The sequence below is a fragment of the Microbispora sp. NBC_01389 genome (genome assembly GCF_045040095.1).
GTDB lineage: Bacteria > Actinomycetota > Actinomycetes > Streptosporangiales > Streptosporangiaceae > Microbispora.
The window spans coordinates 5,211,317-5,234,458 of record NZ_CP109552.1; the positions used below are offsets into that span (position 1 = coordinate 5,211,317).

Below are 23,142 nucleotides of genomic sequence, written 5' to 3' on the forward strand. Positions count from 1 at the left end.
TGTGACGGTCCGTCATTTTGATCACCTGTCTGCGATGTGGTGAGATCGTCGGGTGTCCGGCCTGGAGGAGATGTCGCGTGAGGAGCTGATCGAGCTCGTCCGCGTCCAGGCCGCCCGCCAGGAGGCGTTGATCGCGCGGTTGGCCGCGATGGTCGACGCGTTGGAGGAGGAGAACGCCGAGCTGCGCGAGCGGGTGGCGCGGCTGGAGCGGGCGCTGTCGCGTAACAGCGGGAACTCGGGGATGCCGCCCTCCAGCGACGATCAGCCAGGTAAGGCGCAGCCGAAGGACAAGCCCGCCACCGCCTCGAAGGCCGGCAGGGACAGTGCCAAGCGCAAGCCGGGCAAGCAGAAAGGCGCGCCGGGTACGCATCTGGCCTGGTCGGACGATCCGGATGAGATCGCCGACACGTTCGACCACTTCCCGGAGGGGATGTGTGGGTGCGGCGCCGATCTGGCGGACGCGACCGATCTGGGCGTGACCGGGCGTCACCAGCAGATCGAGATTCCCTTGGTGTCGGCGCAGCGGTTCCAGCACGATCTGCACACGGTGGCCTGCCGGTGCGGCACGGTGCATAGCGCGCCTCGGCCGGAAGGGGTGCCGGAGGCCGCGGTCAGCTTTGGGGTGAAGCTGCAGACGTTGTGCGTGTACTTGATGGTCGCCCACGCGATTCCGGTGCAGCGCTGCGCGGAGCTGGTCGAGTCGCTGACCGGCGCGAAGCCGTCGCAGGGGTTCGTGCACGGGCTGCTGAAGCGTGCCGCCGCCGCGGTCGCCGCCGCCAACAGGCGCATCTGGATGCTGCTCACCCTCGCCTACGCGGTCTGCTGTGACGAGACACCGATCCGGGTCGGGCCCAAGAAGGTCAAGAAGTACCTGATGGTCGCCTGCGATCGTCTGTACACCTGGTACCTGCTGGGGGATCGTAGCCTGGACACCTTCGAGCAGGTCATCCCGCATCTGGGCGGGGTCATCGTGCATGACCGGTACCAGAACTACGACTCGGCCCGGCTCGGCTCGCACACCCATCAACTCTGTGCGGCCCACCTACTTCGTGATCTTGAGGACTGTGTCGAGACCTACCCGGGCCGGCACTGGCCCGAGCAGATCCAGCGCGCCCTGCGCGGGCTGATCCACGAGGCCAACCTCGCCCGGAAGGCCGGCGCCGCGCAGATCGACCCGCGGGTCAAGGCCGGCCTGATCAGAGGGTTCCGGCACGGGGTCCTGGTCGGCCTGTCGGAAGTCCACCGCCTGCCCGGCGGCAAGCAGGTCAAGCAGCCGATCGGCCGCCTGCTGCTGGAAGTCCTGCGCGGCCGCGAGAACGACGTGTTGCGCTTCGCCCACGATCTGAACGTCCCGCCCACCTCCAACCAGGCAGAACGTGACGTCCGCCCGGCCAAGACCCAGCAGAAGATCTCCGGTCGGCTCCGCTCGGAGCGGGCCACCGAACACCGGTACGCCATCCGCGGCTACCTGTCCACCGCCGTTAAACACGGCAGCAACGCGGTCGCCGTCATCCATGACGCTCTACTCGGCCGCCCCTGGATGCCACCCGGCCCGGCAACACCCTGACCCAGCCCCACACGCTGTAATCCCGCACACCCACACGCGATCACACATGGTGATCGCTCAACGTCGAAATGCGCTTGGGCTGAATGCTTACGCCGACCCGTCGGCGACGATGGTCCGGCGGATCGGCAAATCGGCGGCCGAACTCAACTGCACCGGAAATGACGATGGTTGTCCCGACATCTGGGAACTCGACAACGGAGATATAGCGGTGATCGGAAGAGATCTCACACGTTCCTACGAATCGCGCCTGCCCGAGAGTGTGGTCATCGCCGAGGATGAAAAGCTGGTTATCATTCCCCGGGTCATGCTCATCGCGGCCAAGGCGGACTTACCTGATGCGTGATCTTCTCGAGGATTTCCACGGCGAGGAACTCACCCGAAAGGCCTATCAAGACGACTTCAGTGAACATTTCTGGGCTATCCGCGAGCATGGTTTCTGGTAACTGGTTAGGTCTCTCCGGCCGTTGCCCGATTTGATCATCTTCTGGTGATCCGCGATCATCGGTGGGTGTCCAGTTCCCCCGCCGCCAAGCCGTCGTACGACGAGTTGGCGGCGTTGATGGTACGGCTGAGCGACGCGCTGGACAAGGCGAATGGGCGAATAGCTGAGCTGGAAGCCCGGCTGGGGCTGAACTCGGACAACTCCTCCAAGCCGCCGAGCTCGGATGGGCTGGCCAAGCCCGCGCCCAGGTCGCTGCGTAAGGGCGGGCAGCGTAAGCCCGGTCGTCCGAAAGGAACGCCTGGAGCGACGCTCGCGCAGGTCGAACGCCCCGACAAGTGGGAGCGGCACGAGCCGAAGCAGTGCCGGGGCTGCGGGGACGGCCTGGCCGGTGCGCCCGAGGTCGGCATGGAAAAGCGGCAGGTCTTCGACATCCCGCCGATCAAGGTGCAGGTGACCGAGCATCAGTTGGTCGAGCGGCGGTGCTGCGACTGCGGCGTCGTCACCAAGGGCACCGCGCCCGCGGGTGTGACCGCGCCGGTGCAGTACGGCTCCCGGATCACTGCGATCATCGTGTACTTGTACGTCGGGCAGTTCCTGTCCAAGGATCGCACTGCTCAGGCGCTGGCCGACCTGTTCGGTGTCCCGGTGACCGGCGGCACTGTGCTGTCGATGACCGCCCGGGCTGCCACCCGGTTGGATGGTTTCCTGGCCCGCGCCGTTGAACAGATCGCCGCCGCGCCGGTCGCGCACTTCGACGAGACCGGGTTCCGCGTCGAGGGCAAGCTGCACTGGGTGCACTCGGCCTCCACCGGCACGTGGAGTCTGATCACCGTGCACCGCAAGCGTGGCACCGCCGCGATGGACGCCGCCGGGGTGCTGCCGGCCTTCACCGGGGTCGCGGTCCACGACGCCTGGGCGCCCTACGACACCTACACCGACGCCACGCACGCTCTTTGTAACGCTCATCTACTGCGCGAGTTGCAGCAGGTCATCGACACCACCCCCGAAGGTGAGTGGTGCTGGGCCGAGCAGGCCACCGACGCGCTGCTGCAGATGAAGGTCCTGGTCGAGGCTGCGATCGAGGCCGGCGGGCTGAAGCATCTGGACCAGGTCGCGCTGGCGGAGCAGGCCCGGCTGTGGCGATCGGCAGCTGCGATCGGCAGACACGACACCCGTTCCCGGACTGGCAAGCTGATGAAGAAACACCACGCGCTGGCCACGCGGATGCTGGATCGGCAAGACGACTACCTGCGGTTCACCCGCGACGAACTCGTCTCGTTCGACAACAATCCCGCGGAGCGCGAGATCCGGATGATCAAGCTGCGGCAGAAGGTCTCCGGTTGCCTGCGCACTCTGGCCGGGGCCGAGCAGTTCTGCGCGATCCGCAGTTATCTGGCCACCGCCCGCAAGCACGGCGTCAACTTCTTCCACGCCCTCACCGAACTCGCCGAGGGATACCCCTGGCTGCCCGAGGCCACCCCGGCGCTCGCACTTCTCAGCGGAACCCGGGAACCCGCCGGCAACTCGCCGCTGGCTGCCGCAGCCTGATTTCACGCGCACGGCTCTGGTACCTAACCAGTTACGGTTTCTGGAAGCTGGAACGGCGACAGGCGTTCCAGGAGCCGGAGGACGAGAGTTGGGCAGCGTATTCAGCCGGCGACTGGAAGAGGTCGCTCCGGCTGCTGGACGAGCGGCGGGACGCCATCCGGGACTACTACCGGCGAATCGATGAAGCCGGGTTCCGGACGCGACGCGTACGAGTTGTAGAAGAACCGGTCACTCCATATCTGCGCTGGGAGCTGCAACTCCTCCGTATTCGGCACCGATACGGCGGTCTTGTCCGAGTGGTCGGCGCGGCTGAGGTGCGAGCGCTGGAGACAGCGAGTCCGCTGCCGGAACTGGTGGTACTGGGTGACGACGTCATGTACGAGGTGCTCTATGACGAGCACGGCATTCTCTCCGGCGGTGTGCGATATGCGGACCATTCGCTCATCGAGCGTTGCAGAACGCTGATCGAACGTCTGTATCGGGCAGGCGAGGACGTGACGGATTACTTCGCCCGCAATGGAGCCACGCTCGAACTCTCCTGTTCCGGTGCCTGACGTCGTACGTCGGGTTCCGGATCGACGCTGTCGTTCAGGGTCTCGGGGAGTCAGAAGGAAGGGAAACGGTGGGGTCCAGGAGACCGGAGGGCGCGGGCGACAGGCACGACGGGAGTACGCGCTCGGAGTTGTCCGGCAGCGCGAGCGATGTGGTGCAGGCACGGGATGTGCACGGAGGAGTGCATTTCCACGGCCCGGTGCCCGCACCCGGGCATGTCCCGCGCCAGTTGCCCGGCGACGTCCGCGGGTTCGTCAACCGGGTGAACGAGTTGGACAGGCTCACAAAGGTTCTGATCCCGGACGGCGACCAGTTCCGGTCCAGCGGTGTCTGCATGATCGCCGGTACCGCCGGAGTGGGAAAGACCGCGCTTGCACTGCATTGGGCGCACCAGATCCGGGGGCGCTTCCCGGGCGGTCAGCTGTATGTGAACCTGCGCGGGTACGACCCGGGCCAGCCGGTCACGGCGAACGAGGTTCTGGACCGGTTCCTGCGCGCTCTGGAGGTCCCGGCGGCGGCGATCCCGCCAGATCTCGAAACTCGCTCGGCGATGTACCGTTCGCTGCTGGCAGGCCGGCGGATGCTGGTGGTGCTCGACAACGCGGCGAAGGTGGCCCAGGTACGTCCGCTGCTGCCCGGCACGGACACGTGCCTGGTGATCGTGACCAGCAGAGACCGCCTTTCCGGGCTGATGGCGCGTGAGGGGGCGCACCGCGTCACCGTGGACACGCTGCACGAGTCGGAGGCACTGGAGCTGATCCGCCGGGTGACCGCCGGCTACCGGGGAGAGGATGATCCGCAGGAATTGGCCGAGCTCGCACGCCTGTGCGCCAGGCTTCCGCTTGCCCTGCGCATCGCGGCGGAGCGCGCCGCCAGCCGGCCATGGATGCCGCTGCGAGAGCTGATCCAGGACCTGCGTGACGAGTCGGCGCTCTGGGACGCTCTCACCGCGGAAAGCGGCGACGAATCCGATGCGGTGCGTACTGTGTTCGCCTGGTCCTACCGCGCACTGCCCGAACCGGCCGCACGGGCGTTCCGGCTCCTGGGTCTGCACCCGAGCCCGGAGTTCGGGGTGCCGGTAGTGGCAGCAGCCGTCCCGAGCACGCCCGCCCAGGCTCGGCAGATGCTCGACACGCTCGTGGGCGCGCACCTCATCGAGCAGATCGGACCCGACCGCTACCAGTTCCACGACCTGATGCGCGCCTACGCGGTGGACCAGGCCGTCGCTGAGGAGAATGCGGAGAGCCGCCGCGAAGTGCTGCGGCGGGTGGCCACCTGGTATCTGCGCACCGCCGCACACGCCCAGGAGATGCTGGCGCCGCTCGACCGGCCGATCCGTCTGGATCAGCCGGATCCATCCGTCAACACGCTGACTTTTCCCGGATACCAGGAGGCGTTGCGCTGGTTCAATGTCGAACTTCCGAACCTGGTCGCAGCCGCACGGGCGGCGGAGCAGAACGGTCTGGACGACCTCGCCTGGCAGATGGCGGCCGTCACCCGTGGCTACTGCGCACGGCACAATCCTTTCGAGCCGTGGTTCGGGCTGGCCTCCATCGGGCTGGAGGCCGCCCGCCGCGCCGGCGACTCGTACGGTGAGGCGGAGGTGCTCGAAAGCCTCGGTAAGGCTTATGTCCAGTCCCACCAGCTCGACAAGGGCGCCGAGCATCACCGCATGGCACTCACACTCAGACGAGAGATAGGAGACGGCCTCGGAGAGGCCATATCGCTCAACGCCCTGGGGCTGGTCAACCTTCGCCGCCGCCATCTGCGTCAGGCGCATGCCGACTTCGAACAGAGCCTCGACGCGCTCAGGCCGCTTGACGAGCTCCGCTGGGAGTCAACCGTACTGGCGAACCTTGCCGAGACGGCCTATGAGATGGGCCGCCTCGACGAGAGCGCGGACTTCGCCGGGCGGGCGCTCGACGGCTTCCGGCAACTGGGCTTTCCGGACGGGCAGGGGAACGCCCTGCGCCTGATGTCCATGGCGCGACGCGAAGCCAGACACGCCGGCGAGGCCGCTACCTACATCGAGGAGGCCCTGAGCATCGCGCGGGACCGGACCAACCTGATGTGGGAGGGCTACTGGCTGCTTGAGTACGGCCGGGTGCAGCTGGCGGCCGGACGCCCCGCCGACTCGCTGGTGTCGTTTCAGCGCGCGTCGAGCCTTCAACGGCGCCTGGGCGACTGCAGCCGCGAAGCGCGAGCGCTGGACGCGACAGGCGAGGCGTACCGTGCGCTCGGCCGACCCACGGAGGCGCTCGACTTTCATCGCCGGGCGGCGACAGTTCATCGTGAGCTTCGGGATCAGTGGCAGCTGGCCATCGCGCTGGCGAACATGATGACGGCGATCACACAGGCGGGGGCCGGTGAGGACCTCAGTTCGTACCGGGAGGAAGCCCTTACCGTGCTGGCCGAGTTCGACGACGCGAGAGCACGCGAGTTGCGGAATCGGATCAGCGGCTGAAGGACGGCAGGTCCTTGACCCTCGGTGTTCGGCGCTGGTCAGGAGGGATAGCGGTCGGTCCAGTTGTTGGGGAGGGAGGGGTCGGCCATGAGGTCGAAGGTGAGCTCCACGATGGTGGAGCGGCCCTCGACGGCGTCGAGCCAGTCGGCGGGCAGCGCCCGCAGGCCGTGCCGGGCGCCCAGGATGTTGCCGCAGACCGCGCCGGTGGAGTCGGAGTCGCCAGAGTGGTTGACCGCGAGGAGGAGGGCTTCGCGGGGGTCGGGTTCGGCCAGCGCGCAGTAGACGGCGATGGCGAGTGCCTCCTCCGCGACCCATCCGGCGCCGAGCGACTCGACCTTCTCCGCGGTGGGCCGCCGGGAGTCGGCGGCCAGGTGGACGGCGGCGCGCAGCGCGCCCGCCGTCTCCTCGTGCCCGGGGCAGCCGGCGAGGCGGTCGAGCGCCCGCCGTACGGCGCGCTTCAGGGAGTCGCCGCGGACCAGGTCGTGGATGATCGAGGCGAACGCGCCGGCCGACAGCGAGGCCGTCGGGTGGCCGTGCGTCAGGTAGGAGCAGCGGCCCGCCGTCTCGAACGGGTCGAACACCGACAGTCCGAAGGGCGCGGAGCGCATGACCGACCCGCAGCCCTTCGACAACGCGTTGATCTCACCGATGGCGCCCGGGGCCGGGACGTCCACGCGCCGCCCGGCGGCGAACAGCCCGGACAGGCAGGCCGTGCCCGGCGCGCGCCTGGCGTAGAGCCAGGCCTCCTGGCGGAGCCACCCGTTGCGTACGGCCTCGTCGGCGGCGGGCGGCGCGGCGAACTGCTGGGTGTCGAGCCAGCGCAGGTAGGCGTCGTGGACGGCCGTCACCGGGTCCACGCCGTGCAGGCGTGCCCGGATCAGCCCTTCGGCGGTGAACAGGGTCATCTGTGTGTCGTCGGTGATCTCGGGGGAGACCATGTCGCGCAGCCCGTCCGGCCCGTATGTGTCACGGATCCGCGCGAGGGGCGTGAACTCGACCGGTCTGCCCAGGGCGTCTCCGATCGCGCCACCGAGCACGCAGCCCATGAACCGCGAGTAGTACCCCATGCCTCACCGGGCCAGGGAGACGGTCACGCCGCCGGAGAAGATCGAGTCGTGCAGTTCGACCGACCTGAGGGTCAGGTTCTTCGGCACGTCGAACAGCAGGATCCCCTTGACGCTGTTGCCGGGGTTGATGTTGTTGAGGAACGCGTTGGAGTCCTTGAGGCCGATCGCGGCGGCTCCGGAGTCGGCGTCGAAGGTGCGGCCCCTGGCGTCGACGAGCTTCTGCGCCGAGTCGCTGAACAGCTGCGCCTCGTCACCGATGTTCTTCACGGTCAGGTGGACGAGGACGTACTGGCCCTGGGCCTTGGAGACGGTGAAGCTCTCGCCGACCTGGGACAGGCCCTTCTCGACCTTGGTGACCTTGAAGGCGAACTTGCCGTCCTTGACCACGTCTCCGAGGCCGGGGGCCTGGGGCTCCTCCGGCTCGTCGGCTTGGGGCTGCTCCGGATCGCCGGTCCGGGGCTTCTTCGGCTTGGCGGCCTGGCCGGTGTGCTCGGAGGAGCCGGCCGGCTTCGCGCTCGTGTCGTCCTTCCCGCCGCCGCCGCCGAGGAGCGTGCCGAGGACGATCAGGCCCACGAGTACGGCGCCGCCGATCAGCAGGGCTTTCAGGCAGCCGCCGCCCTTCTTCTGCACCACGACGGTCTGGGGGTACGGCGGCTGCTGGGAGCTGGTGTGCATGGGAGGCCTTCTCCATCGATGGTGTGAACAGCGACAGGCGCAAGTACAACACACTGTGAACCGCAGACACAAATAGTCAATTGGTTCCCGAGGTCAAGGTCCCCGCGTTCGGCGTGAGTAGACCGACGCCGATGGCGCCCCGAACAGGGTGTGTGGCTACACTGTGAATGCCATACACGCTGGTCCTGCCAGCACGAGCAGGAGGAGGCCGATGATGGCGGGAGACGAGGCGACCGTCACCGCGGCCGATATCGCCCGGATGGTGGGCGTCGGCCGTGCGGCGGTGAGCAACTGGCGGCGGCGGTACGCGGACTTCCCGGCGCCCGTCGGCGGCACCGCGACCAGCCCCACGTTCTCCCTCGAAGCGGTGGAGGAGTGGCTGCTCGGCCAGGGCAAGGTGGCCGAGGTCCCGCTCAGGGAGCGGGCCTGGCAGCAGATCAGGAACGCCGCCGACGACCTGCATCTCGGCGCGGTGGTCGCCGAGGCCGCGGAACTACTGCTGGGGCAGGGCAGACGACGTCTCGTCGCGGCCCCGGCCTGGCGGCTCCTCCAGGAACTCGCCGAGGAGCAGGGGAGCGCCGAGGCGGCGCGGTTCCTGCTCGACCGTTACGCCGAGGTCCACTCCCGCCGCCTGTTCGAGACCCCGCCGGAGATCGCCCGTTTCATGGCGGATTTGGCCGGTTCGGGCATTCGGTCGGTCCTCGACCCCGCCTGCGGCCTCGGCACGCTGCTGAGCACGATCGGCCACCTCGACCAGGCCCACGGCCAGGAGGCGGACGACACCGTCGCGCGCCTCGCCCGCACGCGGCTGGCCCTCGCGGGCATCGAGGGAGCCGTACGCACCGGTGACTCGCTGCGCCACGACTCCTGGCCCGGCCTCACCGTGGACGCGGTGCTGTGCCACCCGCCGTTCAACGAGCGCAACTGGGGCTACGACGACCTGGTCAGCGACCCCCGATGGGAGTACGGGCTGCCGCCGAAGGCCGAGTCGGAGCTCGCCTGGGTGCAGCACGCCCTGGCGCACCTGAAACCCGGCGGTGTCGCCGTCCTGCTGATGCCCGCCGTGGCCGCCAACCGCCGGTCCGGCCGCCGGATCAGGAGCAACCTCCTGCGTCAGGGGGCGCTGCAGGCGGTCATCGGCCTGCCGTCCCGGATGGGCGTGGGCACGGGCCTGCCGCTCCACCTGTGGGTGCTGCGCAAGCCGTCCGGCCACGACCCCGTTCCGTCCCACGTCTTCCTGGCGGAGGCCGAGCCGGAGACGTTCGAGGAGATCGCGAGCCGCTGGCACGAGACGCGTACGGCCCCGGATCCGGAGGCGCGGGGGACCGGTCCGGCGCGTACGGTCCCCATCATCGAGTTGATGGACGAGAACGTCGACCTCACCCCCGGCCGGCACGTGAGCGCGGACGACCAGGCCCCGGAGCAGCAGTTCCCGGCGGTGCGCGAGCGGCTTCTCGAACGCATCGACCGGCTCTCGGCGATGATCCCCGACGTCGTCGCCGTCCCGGCGAAGGCGATGCCCACGGTCGATCTCGCCGAGACCGAACGGGCCGGGGCGATAAAGGTGCTCAGCTCCGGGCGGTACGACGTCACCGGTTCCGGCGATCTCGTCCTCACCGACCAGGACCTCTTCTCTGGCGCCGCGCCGCAGGCCCGCACCCAGCCGGACGACCGGGTCGTCACGGAACCGGGCGACGTCGTCGTCGCCGCCAGGGCGGGGGAGCTCGCCGTCCGGGTCGTCGCGGACAAGGGCGTCGTGCTCGGCCCGCGGCTCACCCTTCTGCGGCCCGACCCGCAGCGCATCGACGCCTACTTCCTCGCGGGATTCCTCAGAGCGCTCTCCACGCCGTCACCCGGTGGCACCCAGTCGAGCATCAGCCGGTTCGACCCGCGCCGCGTGCAGGTCCCGCGCGTCCCCGTCGAGGAGCAGCGGCGGTACGGCGAGACGTTCCGCAAGGTCTTCGAGTTCGAAGACGAGCTTCGCGACATCGGCGTCGCCGGCCGCGCCGCCGTCGCGTCCATCGTCAAAGGCTTCGGCAGGGGCGAGCTCGCACCCCCGGAGTAGGAACCTCCGAAGCGACCCGGGGGTGCCTGAAGCCTGGCCGAGGCCGGGCGGATCCGCGGTGTCCGCCCGGCCTCGGGATCGATCGGTTCAGGTGGGCCGGGTCATGGGCAGTTGCCGATGTCGCTTTCGGCGGAGGCCAGGACGACGTTGGTCTTGGCCAGGCCGAGGGCGTCGACGGTGACGTGGACGGCGTTGACGGTCAGGCCCTTGTCGGGGGTGGTGAACGAGGTCTGCTCGTTGAGGACGAGCTTGACGACGCCGACGTCGATCGCGGTGTTGGGTGGGATACTGGTCGGTTCTGCGATGACCACCGTGTTGCCGACCTTGAGGAAGGCGATCGTGGTGGTTCCGGTTGATCCGGCGCAGGTGGTGGTGGAGCTGGAGTTGACGGTCTTGACGGTGATCACCGGGATGCCGGTGATCCCGATGGTGGTGTCGTCGATGGAGGCGGTGGCCACGGATTTGCCGGGGAATCCGGTGGTCGCGACCTTGGCGCACAGGGCGTGCGCGCTGATCAGTCCGCTGAGGGTGGCAGTGCAGGGCACCGAGGTGGCGCTGGTCGAGGTGGTGGAGACGGGGCCGGTGTCGGGGGTGCGTGCGATGTTGACCAGCTGGATGCCGGCGAGGGCGGCGCTTGCGGTCAGGCCGTAGGCCCGTCCGGTCAGCCGCTGCGGCGTGACGGTGACCTGTTCGTCGCTGCACGGTGAGGTGACGGCGTTGTTGTTGGCGTCGCCGCTGTAGGTGGCGGTCCACCGGTAGGTGCCGGCCGCGCCGATGGTCACATTGCCGGATGCGGCGGCGCCGCTGCCGGACAGCGTGCCGGTGCGGGTGGCGATCGGCGTCGCGCAGGCGGTGTCGCCGGGGCCGTACAGCTGGAATGTGACGGTGCCGGTGGGGTGGAACCCGCCGGAGACGGTGGCGGTGTCGGACACGACGCCGCCGGCCGGCACGGACCCCGACGGGGTGGTGGCGATGCCCGGGGTGGCCTTCACGACCACGACCTGTTCATCGCCGCACGCGGAGGTGACCGGGTTGTTGGCGGCGTCGCCGCTGTAGGAGGCCACCCAGCGGTAGGTGCCCACCCCGCCCGCGGCGACGTTCCCGGACGCGGCGGTGCCGCTGCCCGACACCGTCCCGGTACGAGTCGCGATGGGCGTCGCACAGCCCGTGTCACCGGGCCCGAACAACTGGAACGTGACGGTGCCCGTCGGGTGGAACCCGCCGGACAGGGTCGCTGCGTCAGAGACGTTTCCGCCCGCGGGCACCTGGCCCGATGGCGTCGTGGCGATCGTTGGGGTCGCCTTCGGGACGTGCTCGGTGATCGTTTCAGTGAAGCCCGGTGACAGGACGCCGTTGAGCAGGAAGTCCACCTTGCAGGTAATGGTGCTTCCCGGTACGGCTCCGGCGCCGACGGAGACGGTCTCGGTGAAGGTGGCGTCATCGCCGCTGGTCACCGTCCGGGTGCCCGGGGTCAGGGACACCGACAGGTTCGGATCGCAGTCGCGCAGCTGGTGGGTGACCGTGACCGGCAGGTTGTGCAGGGCCGTCAGGATGGTGTCGCTGACCTCCGAGGAGTTGAGGCCGGAGAACAGCCGTCCGCCTGTGGCGTTGGTGATCGCGGTCGCCTGTCCGGTCGAGTCCAGCCCGGACAGGTCGAACGCGAGCACGGTGATGCCGGCTGCCTGCAGGGCGCTGATCGCATTGGCCAGCGTATGACCGTTGCTGGGATCGTGGCTGGGGGCGTCTCCGATCAGCAACACGATCCGCGTGCTGTTCGGCCGGAAGGCGACCGCCCCGGACGCGACCTGGAACAGACCGTTGATGCCGTCCTCGGGGTAGTCGCCGCCGCCCGACGCGACCAGGGAGTTGATGCCGTTGGTGACGTCGGTCTGGTTGGCGGTGAGGTTCTGCGCCACCCGGAACGGTGTCGCGTCCCCCGCGTCCTTGTACTCGGTAACCGCGAACTGCGCGTCCGGCTGCGCCGAAGCGACGGTGGACAAGATGGTGTTGGCGTTGGTCCGCACGTTCGCGATGACCCCGCCCATGCTCCCGGTCGTGTCGATCAGGAAAGTGATATCCGGCTTGGGCGGGATCGCCGGAGTGGACACGGTCTTGGCGATCGTCGTCGATCCGCCCGGACCCAGGTTCAGCGTCACGTCCGCCGGGGTGACCCCGGGCGCGGCGGACGCCGTCCCCACCCCGGCCACCAGTGTTGCAGCGGCCACCGCCACGCACACGGCGGCCCGTACTCCTCGCGTCATTCTCACGGTGTCATTCCTTCTGACGCGGCGTTATGCCGCAACGAATTCGGGATCACTGGCCGTGCAGATCTCGGTGATTGCGCCGCGCGGAACGTCCTCTCCTCATGTGTCGGCGCGAGTGGACACCAATTCGCATCAGCCGCTGATCAATGAGGGGGTGTGGCCACGGTCATATGGTGACCGGTCGTCTAATAGATGTAAATAGGCCACTTACGGAAAGTTCCCGACTGGCCACAGTCGGCCACTCCACACCGATGGGAGGGTCGAGGCTTTCGAGCCTATGGATCGCCTGAATCGCGGTTATGGACATCGCCAAAGAGTCGACAGGCGGCTGTCACGGCTATGTGGCGTTTTGTCCTGATGTTTCATGATATTCGGCTTGTCGTTATTATCGGCGGTAAGGGCATGCACCGCCTCTTTATGTGCGGCGCCGCCTGCTGGCGCTACTTAGGATCGTCCGATCGCATGCCGGGCACTCGTACCGGACATCCGGCTGTCCTGTTCGGGTCTGCTCGTAGCGGACGAGCATGCGGCGGCAGCGTCCGCACTCATCGCCGAGGCGGCCGCTTCCGGGTGCCATGCCGGAACGCCGACGCTGCATGCGTCGTACGGCGTCGGCGAACGCACGGTGCTCGGTGCGCAACACCACACCGGGGTAGGGGCCGAGCAGCGATTCACCGGCGGACCAGACCACGTCGCCGATCACGGCGCAGGACTCCAGGATGGGCAGGCAGGGACGGACGTTGACACCTTCGCGCCGGGCGTACATGGCCTCGGTGGGCACGTGGCCATCGGCCTCCGGCTCGACCCAGACGGTCACCGCCTCCGACTCCGGGTCGTCGTGGCGGATTTCCCGCAGAGCGGGGAGGAGGTCGATCAGTCCCCGCACGGGTGAGCCCGGCAGCCACATGTCGACGGTGGCCGCTCGGCCGATATCGTCTCGCAGGCGCTCGTCGATCCCGCTCGTCACACGTTCGGTGACCCCACGGGAGAAGGCGGGCACGTGCTCCCAGGGCAGGCTCGTGGCCTGGTCGAGCAGATGGGCGAAGAACGTCCAGACAGGGTCTCGGGTGGACCCGGGCGGGTGCAGGCGATCGAGTGCGCCGACGACCACCAGGTGATCACGGGCGCGGCTGGCCGCCACGTTGAGCAGGCGAGCCCCCTCGCTTCCGGTGTCTCCCTCGGTGAACCACCGGTGCAGCCGGGACACGCCACGACCGCTGTCGACCGTGTCGTACACGACGATGTCGCGCTCACCACCCTGAAAGCGGTGCACGGTGGAGGCCGCCCACTCGTCGAGGTGCGCCTCGGGCAGAAGCGACTCCAGCAGTCGGGCTTGAGGCGCGAACGGACTGATCAGAGCGATGTCCCGGGCCTGTTCGCTCACTCCGGACACCAGCGCGGCCGCCAGTTGCGCGTGCATCAGGTTGTAGCGCGAGAAAGCGCCCTGCCGACGGGCGGTGCGCGCCTTCATGCCGGAGGTGTCGACGACCACCAGTTGGGCGCTTGCCCACGGTGCCCGGCTGCGGACCGGTCTGCGTGCGACACTCCGGGCCGTCATGAGCGGGCTCTCGGGATAGAAGGCCGTGCTGACGATATGGCCGATGCGCCGGCGCATCCGGTACTGCTCGGTCAGGGCGGCCAGGCGAGGGGGCGTCCGGCCCTCGGAGACGGCGGTCGCGATCCCCGCTTTTTCGAAAGGGCTGCGCCGCAACCATTCCTGGGCGGCGGGGGTGTCCGCGACGACGACCGGCGGCAGCTGACGGAAGTCTCCGGCGATCACCGTGTGCCCGCGGCCGGCCCCGGCGACGAGCATGGCGAGGGCGGCGCTGGTCATGCTGGCCTCGTCGAGGACGACCAGGTCGAAGGAGATCTCCTTGAGCGTTTCCAGGACGACCTGGTGAGCGGTCGCGGCGACCACGGTCGCCTCCCGGCAGATCTGCCGCCGCACGTCACGCAGACTCTTGTCCAGCTCACGCACGACGGCCTGCAGCGCGGCGATCTCCGTCTCCGCGCGCAGCCGGGTGGTCTCCTGCTCGAGCGTGAGCCGCCCCTGGTGCGGCTTCAGCGCGTCCAGTGTCCTGCGCAGTTCGCGCAGCCGGCCGCTCACCTCCACGCGGTGCTTCGCCAGCGGAGCGCCGCGCTCGGCGGCGATCTCGTCGATGAGGACGCGGCCCTCCGCCCGGTCGGCCAGCGACTGATCGGCCGGCTGGCCGAGGCGCACCAGAGCGCCGTTCGCGAGCTCCGGCATGCGCTTCAGCAGTGACTGGACCGCCACGTCCAGCGCCGCGTTCGTCGGTGCGGCGAGCAGCACCCGCTTCCCGCGCCCGCACAACTTCGCGACGATCGCGGAGACGGTCGTGGTCTTGCCGGTGCCCGGAGGACCCCACAGCCACGTGAGCGTCGGCGTGAGGGCGAGCTCCACGGCGTTGCGCTGGCCGCCGTTCAGTCCGTTCCGCTCTTCAAAAGTCCACTCTTCAAGACGCAGTTTCCCGCGTACGGCCTCGACAGCAGGCCGGAATCAACGCGCCGCAGGCCCGCCTGCTGCACCGCCTCGACAAGGGCCTTACCCGGTACGGGACCGGCGGCCAGCGCCTTCCGTACCACGGTGACCAGCTTCGGCTCCCGGCGAACCGCCATGAGACTCCCATCGGCCGGTAAGCGGGGCCGCGACGCCCCGGTCTGTGTCAGGGGCCGCCAGTAGATCACTAGTGAATAGGAAACACAAGTCTCTATTGCTATAGACAGGTATCGATGATCTGTCGTAGATTGCGGCGCGTGCTACCGGACTGGATCTTCCAGCGATCGGTTTTGGAGCGGTCCTTCAGTTATCACGCGGAACCCGCATTACGGTTTCCTGGTGTGGCGGAGCACGGCGCAAGCTGGCAAGGGTGGTCGGCGAGGGGTGAGCGGTGACGAGTGCGACGGCGGAGAGGCCGGGCATCGGCGAGCTGGTCGCGGTGCGCGGCCGGCGGTGGGTGGTCGGCGAGGTCGAGCCGGGTGAGTCCAGCACTCTGGTGACCCTGCAGAGCGTCGAGGACGGCCGGTACGGCGACACGCTGGAGGTGGTCTGGGAGATCGAGCCCGGCCGCCGGGTGCTGCCGAGCGGTTCGCTGCCCGACGTGACGCCCGACGGGTTCGACTCGCCCGAGCGGCTCGCGGCGTTCCTCGACGCCATCCGCTGGTCGGCCGTCACCAGCGCCGACGTCAAGACGCTGCAGGCGCCGTACCGCTCCGGGGTGGCGATCGAGGACTACCAGCTCGAACCGGTCTCCCGCGCCCTCGACGCGCCGCGCGTCAACCTGCTGCTCGCCGACGACGTGGGCCTCGGCAAGACGATCGAGGCTGGGCTCGTCGCCCAGGAGCTGCTGCTGCGCCACCGCGCCCGGACCGTCATGATCGTGTGCCCGGCAGGCCTCACGCTCAAGTGGAAGGACGAGATGGCCGAGAAGTTCGGCCTCGACTTCACGATCATCGACACCGAGCGCTGCGCCCAGGTCCGCCGTACGCACGGCAGCGCCGCAAACCCGTTCACCGTCTATCCGCTGAGCATCGTGAGCCTGCCCTGGCTGCGCGGGCGCAAGGCGCAGCGGTTGCTCGACGAGGTGCTCGACCCGGGCGCGCTGGAGCGCCGCTTCGACCTGCTCGTCCTCGACGAGGCCCATCACGTCGCGCCCGCCGCGCCCCGCCAGGTGTACGCGGTGGACTCCCAGCAGACCAAGCTCATCCGCCGCCTCGCCCCGCACTTCACCCATCGGCTGTTCCTGTCGGCCACGCCGCACAACGGCTACCAGGCATCGTTCACCGCGCTGCTGGAGATCCTGGACGACCAGCGCTTCGCCCGCGGCGTCGATCCCGACCCGGCCGCCGTCGGCGAGACGGTGATCCGGCGGCTGAAGCGCCACATCGTGAACGCCGACGGCACCAAGCGGTTCGTCGACCGGGAGGCGAGCGCGATCCCGGTCCTCTACCCGGCCGACGAGCGCGGGGTGCACGACCTGCTCAAGCGGTTCGCCGAGGTGCGCCGCGCCCGGCTCAACCGGAACGTCAAGGGCCGCAAGGCGGCCGACCTCGTCACACTGCTGCTGAAGAAGCGCCTGTTCTCCAGCCCCGCCGCCTTCGGCCACACCCTCGACGTCTACCTCGACGGCGTACGCGAACCCGTGGAGATCCGCGGCGACGGGCAGGGCGGCGCCGGGCAGGACGACGGCGACGAGGAGTGGATGGAGGACTTCTGGGAGGAGACGGCGACCCTCGACGACCAGCCGCTCGCCGAGGCCGAGGACGACGCGCTCTCCCTTGCGGCGCCGCTGCAGGGCGTCGCCGGCGACGAGGAGATCGAGCTGCTCCGCCGGATGCGGGCCTGGGCCCGCGACTACGACTCGTCGCCCGACGCCAAGGCCCGCGAGCTGATCGACTACCTGCGCGCGGTCTGCCACCCGGGAGACACGTGGGAGAACGAGCGGGTCGTCGTCTTCACCGAATACCGCGACACCCAGAAGTGGCTGGTCGACCTGCTCCGCCAGGAGGACCTCGGCGGCGACCACCTCGCCGTGCTGCACGGCGGCATGGCGACCGACGAGCGCGAGCAGCTCCGGGTGGCGTTCCAGAAGGACCCCGCCGAGCACCCCGTACGGATCCTGGTCGCGACCGACGCAGCCAGCGAGGGCATCGACCTGCAGAACCACTGCCACCGGCTGGTGAACTACGACATCCCGTTCAACCCCAACAAGCTGGAGCAGCGCATCGGCCGCGTCGACCGGTGGGGCCAGAAGCGCACGCCGGACATCCGCCACTTCGTGGGCACCGGCTGGGACACCGCCGTCGACTCCTACGAGGCCGACCTGGAGTTCCTCTCCCGGGTGGCCGGCAAGGTCGCCCAGATGGAGGAGGACCTCGGCGCGGTCAACGCCGTGCTCGCGCGGGCCGTGCAGCGGCGCATGCTCGGCGACATCCCCGACTACGACGTGGAGCGGGCCGGAGCCGCCACGAGCGCCGTCCCGGCCGAGACCAACGTCCGCGACCAGGTGCGCAGGCTGCGCGTCAACCTGGACGAGACGGTCGCCGCCCTGGGCATCACCCCCGGCAACGTCAAGCGGGTCGTCGACACCGCGCTCGAACTCGCCCGGCAGCAGCCGCTCACCCCGCACCGCGACGAGCGGCACCTCGCCGAGGGCCTGTACGGCGTGCCGCCGCTGACCGGCTCGTGGGAACGCGCGGGCGCCGGGCTCGTCGCCAAGGCGACCCGCAGGGACGAGGCCCCGCGCCTGCGGCCGGTGACGTTCGACCCCGAGGCGACGTTCGACCCGGAGGGCCGGGTGCGCGACGACGTCGTGCTCGCCCACCTCGGCCACCCGCTCGTCGCCATGTCGACGCGGCTGCTGCGCGCCGCCGTCTCCAACGCCGAGATCGGCCTGCACCGCGTGACGGCCGTCGTCAGCGACGACCCCGCCCTGGAGACCGTCCTCGCCGGGGCGTTCTCCCGGTTCGTGCTGGTCGGTGGCGACGGCGTACGGCTGCACGAGGAGGTCCTGCACGCGGGCGGCTGGGTGCCCGGGACCGGCCGGTTCCGGCGGCTGGAGAACCTGACCGTGCTCGGCGGCATCCTCGGCCGCGCCCTCACCCAGGGCACTCCGGCCTCCCCGCCCGTACGGGCCCGTCTCGCCGAGGCGTGGCCGCGCGTCGCCGGTCCGCTGCTGCAGTCGATCGACTGGCGCACCGAGCAGAAGCAGGAACAGCTCGACCGCAAGCTCGCCCAGCGGATGGAGGCCGAGACGGCCCGCGTCACCGCCAACCTGGAGAGGTTCGAGGCCACCCTGCGGGCCAAGCTCTCCGAGGGCGACCAGGGCGACGCGCTCTTCAGCCGGGCCGACGCGACGGCGTCCAAGGAGGAACGCGACCAGTATCGCCGGGACCGCAGGTCCTGGGAGGAACGCCTGGCCGGGCTCGGCCGTGAGCACAACCGTGAGCTGGACGCGATCGCGGCGCGTTACCGCGATCCACGGCCGCACCGGTTCCCGGTGGCCGTGGTCTTCGTCGTGCCGAGGCGGGAGGCCGTCAGGTGAACAGGTTCAGGAGCATGGCCGGCCGCGACGCCGACCACCAGGGATGGCTCGCCCTCGTCGAGGTGACCGGGCCGTTCCTCAGCCTCCCGGTGCTGCGCGCCACCTGGCCGGCGCTCGACGCCGTCGACCGGCAGCGGCTCGACCGGCTCCGCCTCGCCCACACCGCGTGGCAGCAGAGCCGCGACCTCCGCCCCTGGATCGAGCACGTCCTGCGCGGCCTGCTGCGCTGGGGCGACGCCGTCCACGTCGGCGGGCTCGACCACCTGGCCCTCGATGTGCCCGAGCACGACACCACGATCACACCGTCGTTCGCGCTGGCCGTGCCGGGCCACCAGCCCAAGCCCGACACCGTACGGCTGCTCGGCATGGTCACCAGCGGGCACCCGACCGCCCGCATGAAGCACGCCAAGTGGGCCGCGACCCCCGCCGACCGCATGGCGCAGCTGTGCCGCCACCACGGCGTCGAGCTGGGCCTGGTCACCGACGGCCGCTGGTGGACGCTGGTCTGGGCGCCGCGCGGCGGCGTGACGACCACCGCCGTCTTCGACGCGATCCCGTGGCCGGAGGCCGCCGAGCGCGACGTGCTGCGGGCCTTCGTCTCGCTGCTGGGCGTTGACCGGTTCTTCTCCTATCCGGAGCCGGAGCGCCTGCCCGCCCTGCTGAAGGCCAGCCTCGACAGCCAGGAGGACATCACCGATGCCCTCGGCGTTCAGGTGCGCCAGGCCGTCGAACTGCTCGTCGCCGCCGTCGGCCGGGCCGGGGTGCCCGGCGACGTCACCGCGCACGACGTCTACCGCGGCGCCGTCTCGGTCATGATGCGCGTCGTCTTCCTGCTGTTCGCCGAGGAACGCGGCCTGCTGCCGTCCGACAACAAGGTGTACGCCACGGCGTACTCGGCCGGGCGGCTCTGCGCGGAGCTGGAGCAGCGCGCGATCGAGGGCAGCGAGGAGGAGCTGACCCACAGCCACGCTGCCTGGCACCGCCTGCTCGCGCTCTTCCGCGCCGTGCACAGCGGCGTCGACCACCCGCGCCTCACCATGCACGCTCACGACGGCTCGTTGTTCGACCCCGACGCGTACGCCTGGATGCCGCTCACGATCGACGACCACACGGTCATGCACATGCTGCGCGCGGTGCAGTACGTCGAGGTCGGCAGCGGCCGGAACCGCGAGCGCCGCACGCTCAGCTTCCGCTCGCTCGACGTCGAGCAGATCGGCTACGTGTACGAGGGCCTGCTGTCCTTCGACGGCTTCCGCGCGGCCGACGTGGTCGTCGGCCTGGTCGGCAGGCCGGGCAAGGAGGAGGAGGTCGACCTCGCCGGGTTGGAGGCGCTCGCCCGCGAGAGCGGCGACGACCTGGCCGAACGGCTCGCGGAGAAGTATCGGGACTCGGGCATCGGCAGCGCGGCCACGCTGCGCAGGAGGCTCGCGCCGCTCGACGAGACCGGCGAGCTGGAGGCCACGCGCCGCCTGCTCGCCGTCACCGACGGAGACGCCGGCCTCGCGCGCCGGCTGCTGCCGTACGCGGACCTGCTGCGCGACGACCTGCGCGGCCTGCCGGTGGTCATCCTGCCCGGCACGCTGTATGTCACCGAGTCGGCGCTGCGCAAGAACACCGGCACGCACTACACGCCGAAGTTCCTCGCCGAGCAGGTCGTGGAGGGCGCCCTGGAGCCGCTCGTCTACTCGCCCGGCCCGCTGCAGACGGCCGACCGCACGCAGTGGAGGCTGCGTAGCTCGGCCGAGATCATCGGCGGGGACGGCCACCGCGGCCTGAAGATCGCCGACATCGCAGTGGGCTCGGCCGCGTTCCTGGTGGCCGCCGCGCGTTATCTGGGGGACCGGCTGATCGAGGCGTGGTCGCGGGAGGGCCGGGAGGAGGCCGCGGCCTACCTGGAGACCGCCGAGGACCGCACGGCCGACGCCGACGCGGACCCGGTCGTCATCGAGGCCCGGCGGCAGGTCATCGAGCACTGCCTGTATGGCGTGGACATCAACCCGATGGCCGTCGAGATGGCCAAGCTGTCGCTCTGGCTCGTGTCGATGGACGCCACCCGGCCGTTCACCTTCGTGGACGACCGTCTCGCGGTGGGTGACGCCCTGCTCGGCATCACGTCGCTGGAGCAGCTCGAATACATGCACCTCACGCCGTCGCGCGGGCGCAAGCTCTTCAGGGACGCGGCGCTCGACTTCACGGCGGACGTGCAGCGCATGGTGCGCGGCACGGCGGAGAAGCGGCGGCGCCTCGTCGGCATCACGGTGGAGGAAAACGGGATCGACGCGCTGAACAAGAAGCGCAGCATCCTCTTCGAGATCGAGAGCGAGACCCGCCAGCACCGGTTGTTCGCCGACCTGCTGGTGGGGGCGTCGCTGCGGTACGCGGTGGAGCAGGGCAGGATCAGCGACCCGGACGCCGACCCGGAGATCGGCAGGCTGCGTGGTTTCGACCGGGCCTCGCTTCTCGCCGCGCAGGTCGCGAGCAGCGTGGTGAACGGCGAACCCGGCATCCTCCCGAAGGCCGAGGAGGCCCGGCGGGAGTGGCTCGCCACCGACCAGGTCCCCGGCACCTTCGACCGCCGCCCCGTCCACTGGCCGCTGGTCTTCCCCGAGGTCTTCGAAGAGAAGCCGGCCGACGGTTCCTCTGATTCAGACGACCCTGCGGCCGATTCCCCCGGCCCCGGATTCGACGCCATCATCGGCAACCCGCCTTTCCTCGGCGGCTCCAAAATCAGCGGATCAAACGGGCCTGCCTATCGAGAACACTTGGTTTCTGCTGTAGCTGGTGACACAAAAGGCAACGCCGATTTAGTCGCCTACTTCGCGCTACGGGTACATGTGCTCTTGAACCGCAGAGGGCAGGCAGGGCTGATTGCAACCAACACGCTGGCACAGGGAGATACTCGCGAGGTCGGCCTGGATCAACTAGTGGGGAACGGAGTCGCTATCCGCAGGGCTATCAAGAGTAAGCCATGGCCATCCAAAAGCGCGGCTCTCGAATATTGTGCCATCTGGACTAGTCGATGCTCGCTGAGAGAGCATGGAGATCGGACGCTCGATGGGATAGCTGTTCCGGCCATCACACCTTCGCTCGACGCAGAATCGCGCGCAGTAGGTAACCCCTATCGGCTGACGGGAAGCGCCGGGATCGCTATATTCGGCACGTATGTCCTCGGGATGGGCTTCACAATGGAGCCGGAAGCCGCAAAGGGCCTTATTGTCAGCGACCCGCGCAATGAGGAAGTTCTCTTCCCGTATCTTAATGGGCAGGATGTAAACTCTCGCTCTGATTGCTCTGCCAGTCGCTGGATTATAAACTTTCGAGACTGGCCGCTAGCCAAGGCGCAGTCCTATGAGAAGTGCTTTCACATTGTGCTTCGCCATGTGAAACCTGAGCGGGATTGTAACAACAATGCCCAAGTTCGAGAGCGATGGTGGCAATATAAGCGGCCAACGATAGAATTATATAAGGCCATCGATGGGTTGAGGGATGTGATCGTGCTCGCGCTGGTCAGTAAGGTTGTGATGCCGGTGATGGTGCCGACTGGGCAGGTGTTCGCTCACAAGCTTGGAGTTTTTGCGACGGATGACACCGCCCTGCTCTCGCTGCTATCGAGCGCACCTCACTATTGGTGGACAGTCAGAAGAAGCTCCACAATGAAAACGGACATCAACTACTCGCCGTCGGATGTATTTGAAACGCTAGCGCTGCCCAAGTTAACCGAGGAGATGCGGGAGCTGGGCAATCGGCTCGACACGTACCGGCGGGATCTCATGCTCGCCCGCAAGGCCGGGCTGACCGCGACGTACAACCTGGTCAACGACCAGGCGTGCCAGGACGAGGACATTGTCGAGTTGCGCCGCATTCACCGGGACATCGATGCGGCGGTCTGCCGGGCCTATGGCTGGGACGGCATGCTCGACAAGCTTGACCACGGCTATCACCAGGTGGGCGGCCGAGAGACGCGTTACACGGTCGGCCCCTACGCTCAGCGCGAGTTCGTGGACCGCCTGCTCGAACTCAACCACGCGCGCTACGCGGAAGAGGTCGCCAAGGGCCTCCACGACAAGAAGACGTCCGCCAAGCCCAAGCCGACCAACTCCGCCCGCACCACCAAGGAGTCCGGGGACGCCCCGCCCAGCCTGTTCTGAACCGGTAGCGGTTTCGCTCGGCAGCGGTCATAGTTCGAGTGACAGGCGATGTGCCGTGGTGCGTCTGCCGGAACTCGGGGCCGATCGTCTGGACCAGCAGCGTCGGTGTGCGAGGCAGGACCTTGCTCGCTCGGCACCCGAATCGGGAAGGAGCGTGGGCATGCCGGACCCTTCCGAGGTGATCACTACGAAAGGCAGTGACCGCTACCACGTCAGCGAAGAATGTCCCATGTGGCTTGCGGGCCGGCTCGGCAGCGAGAGCCAGGGCAACCACTTGCATAACGTCCT

The 23,142-nt window shown here is 69.0% G+C and carries 12 protein-coding genes; 8 read left to right on the top strand and 4 right to left on the bottom strand.

Going from position 1 to position 23,142, the window contains the following annotated elements:
- The first annotated feature begins 52 nt into the window (after positions 1-52).
- The 5 genes from tnpC (OG344_RS23270) to OG344_RS23290 all read left to right on the top strand — a co-directional run bounded on the left by tnpC (OG344_RS23270) (position 53) and on the right by OG344_RS23290 (position 6,573).
- Positions 53-1,567 carry an IS66 family transposase gene (tnpC, locus tag OG344_RS23270; protein WP_405084884.1) on the top strand — a complete coding sequence of 505 codons (1,515 nt, stop codon included), beginning with the start codon at positions 53-55 and terminating at the stop codon, positions 1,565-1,567.
- A 46-nt stretch (positions 1,568-1,613) separates the two neighbouring features.
- On the top strand, positions 1,614-1,910 hold the full coding sequence (locus tag OG344_RS23275; protein WP_405084885.1) for a hypothetical protein: 297 nt from the start codon (positions 1,614-1,616) through the stop codon (positions 1,908-1,910).
- A 165-nt stretch (positions 1,911-2,075) separates the two neighbouring features.
- Positions 2,076-3,557 (top strand): IS66 family transposase, encoded by a 1,482-nt coding sequence (gene tnpC, locus OG344_RS23280; protein ID WP_405084886.1) that lies wholly within the window; start codon positions 2,076-2,078, stop codon positions 3,555-3,557.
- A complete protein-coding gene (locus tag OG344_RS23285; protein ID WP_405089155.1) occupies positions 3,557-4,111 on the top strand; it encodes a DUF6879 family protein in 555 nt (184 codons plus the stop codon). The genes tnpC (OG344_RS23280) and OG344_RS23285 overlap by 1 nt, the downstream gene beginning before the upstream one ends.
- A 128-nt stretch (positions 4,112-4,239) precedes the next feature.
- Positions 4,240-6,573, top strand: coding sequence for an ATP-binding protein (locus OG344_RS23290; protein ID WP_405084887.1), 2,334 nt, complete (start codon positions 4,240-4,242; stop codon positions 6,571-6,573).
- 38 nt (positions 6,574-6,611) lie between these two features.
- Here the strand turns inward: OG344_RS23290 and OG344_RS23295 are convergent, their stop codons facing one another.
- Positions 6,612-7,640 (bottom strand): ADP-ribosylglycohydrolase family protein, encoded by a 1,029-nt coding sequence (locus OG344_RS23295; RefSeq protein ID WP_405084888.1) that lies wholly within the window; start codon positions 7,638-7,640, stop codon positions 6,612-6,614.
- A 3-nt stretch (positions 7,641-7,643) separates the two neighbouring features.
- On the bottom strand, positions 7,644-8,315 hold the full coding sequence (locus tag OG344_RS23300) for a DUF4352 domain-containing protein (protein WP_405084889.1): 672 nt from the start codon (positions 8,313-8,315) through the stop codon (positions 7,644-7,646).
- Between the two features lie 211 nt (positions 8,316-8,526).
- On the opposite strand from OG344_RS23300, the gene OG344_RS23305 reads away from it, so the two are divergent.
- Positions 8,527-10,380: an N-6 DNA methylase gene (locus tag OG344_RS23305; protein WP_405084890.1), complete on the top strand. Its 1,854-nt coding sequence runs from the start codon at positions 8,527-8,529 to the stop codon at positions 10,378-10,380.
- A gap of 101 nt (positions 10,381-10,481) precedes the next feature.
- Here OG344_RS23305 and OG344_RS23310 read toward each other — a convergent pair whose 3' ends face one another.
- Positions 10,482-12,641: a choice-of-anchor P family protein gene (locus tag OG344_RS23310; RefSeq protein ID WP_405089156.1), complete on the bottom strand. Its 2,160-nt coding sequence runs from the start codon at positions 12,639-12,641 to the stop codon at positions 10,482-10,484.
- Positions 12,642-13,059: 418 nt separating this feature from the next.
- Positions 13,060-15,129: a DEAD/DEAH box helicase gene (locus OG344_RS23315; protein ID WP_405089157.1), complete on the bottom strand. Its 2,070-nt coding sequence runs from the start codon at positions 15,127-15,129 to the stop codon at positions 13,060-13,062.
- Between the two features lie 424 nt (positions 15,130-15,553).
- On the opposite strand from OG344_RS23315, the gene drmD reads away from it, so the two are divergent.
- The gene (drmD, locus tag OG344_RS23320) at positions 15,554-18,706 is read left to right on the top strand and encodes a DISARM system SNF2-like helicase DrmD (protein ID WP_405084891.1); all 3,153 of its coding nucleotides are present in this window, start codon (positions 15,554-15,556) and stop codon (positions 18,704-18,706) included.
- Entirely contained in the window at positions 18,703-22,854 is a 4,152-nt protein-coding gene (locus tag OG344_RS23325; protein ID WP_405084892.1) for an Eco57I restriction-modification methylase domain-containing protein, read from the top strand. The genes drmD and OG344_RS23325 overlap by 4 nt, the downstream gene beginning before the upstream one ends.
- Positions 22,855-23,142: the final 288 nt, after the last annotated feature.

Excerpts from the sequence above, each read along its gene's own strand:
- OG344_RS23275 (WP_405084885.1), top strand. The coding sequence starts at position 1,614 with ATGGTGATCGCTCAACGTCGAAATGCGCTTGGGCTGAATGCTTACGCC.
- OG344_RS23295 (WP_405084888.1), bottom strand. The coding sequence starts at position 7,640 with ATGGGGTACTACTCGCGGTTCATGGGCTGCGTGCTCGGTGGCGCGATC.
- OG344_RS23300 (WP_405084889.1), bottom strand. The coding sequence starts at position 8,315 with ATGCACACCAGCTCCCAGCAGCCGCCGTACCCCCAGACCGTCGTGGTG.
- OG344_RS23305 (WP_405084890.1), top strand. The coding sequence starts at position 8,527 with ATGATGGCGGGAGACGAGGCGACCGTCACCGCGGCCGATATCGCCCGG.
- OG344_RS23310 (WP_405089156.1), bottom strand. The coding sequence starts at position 12,641 with ATGACGCGAGGAGTACGGGCCGCCGTGTGCGTGGCGGTGGCCGCTGCA.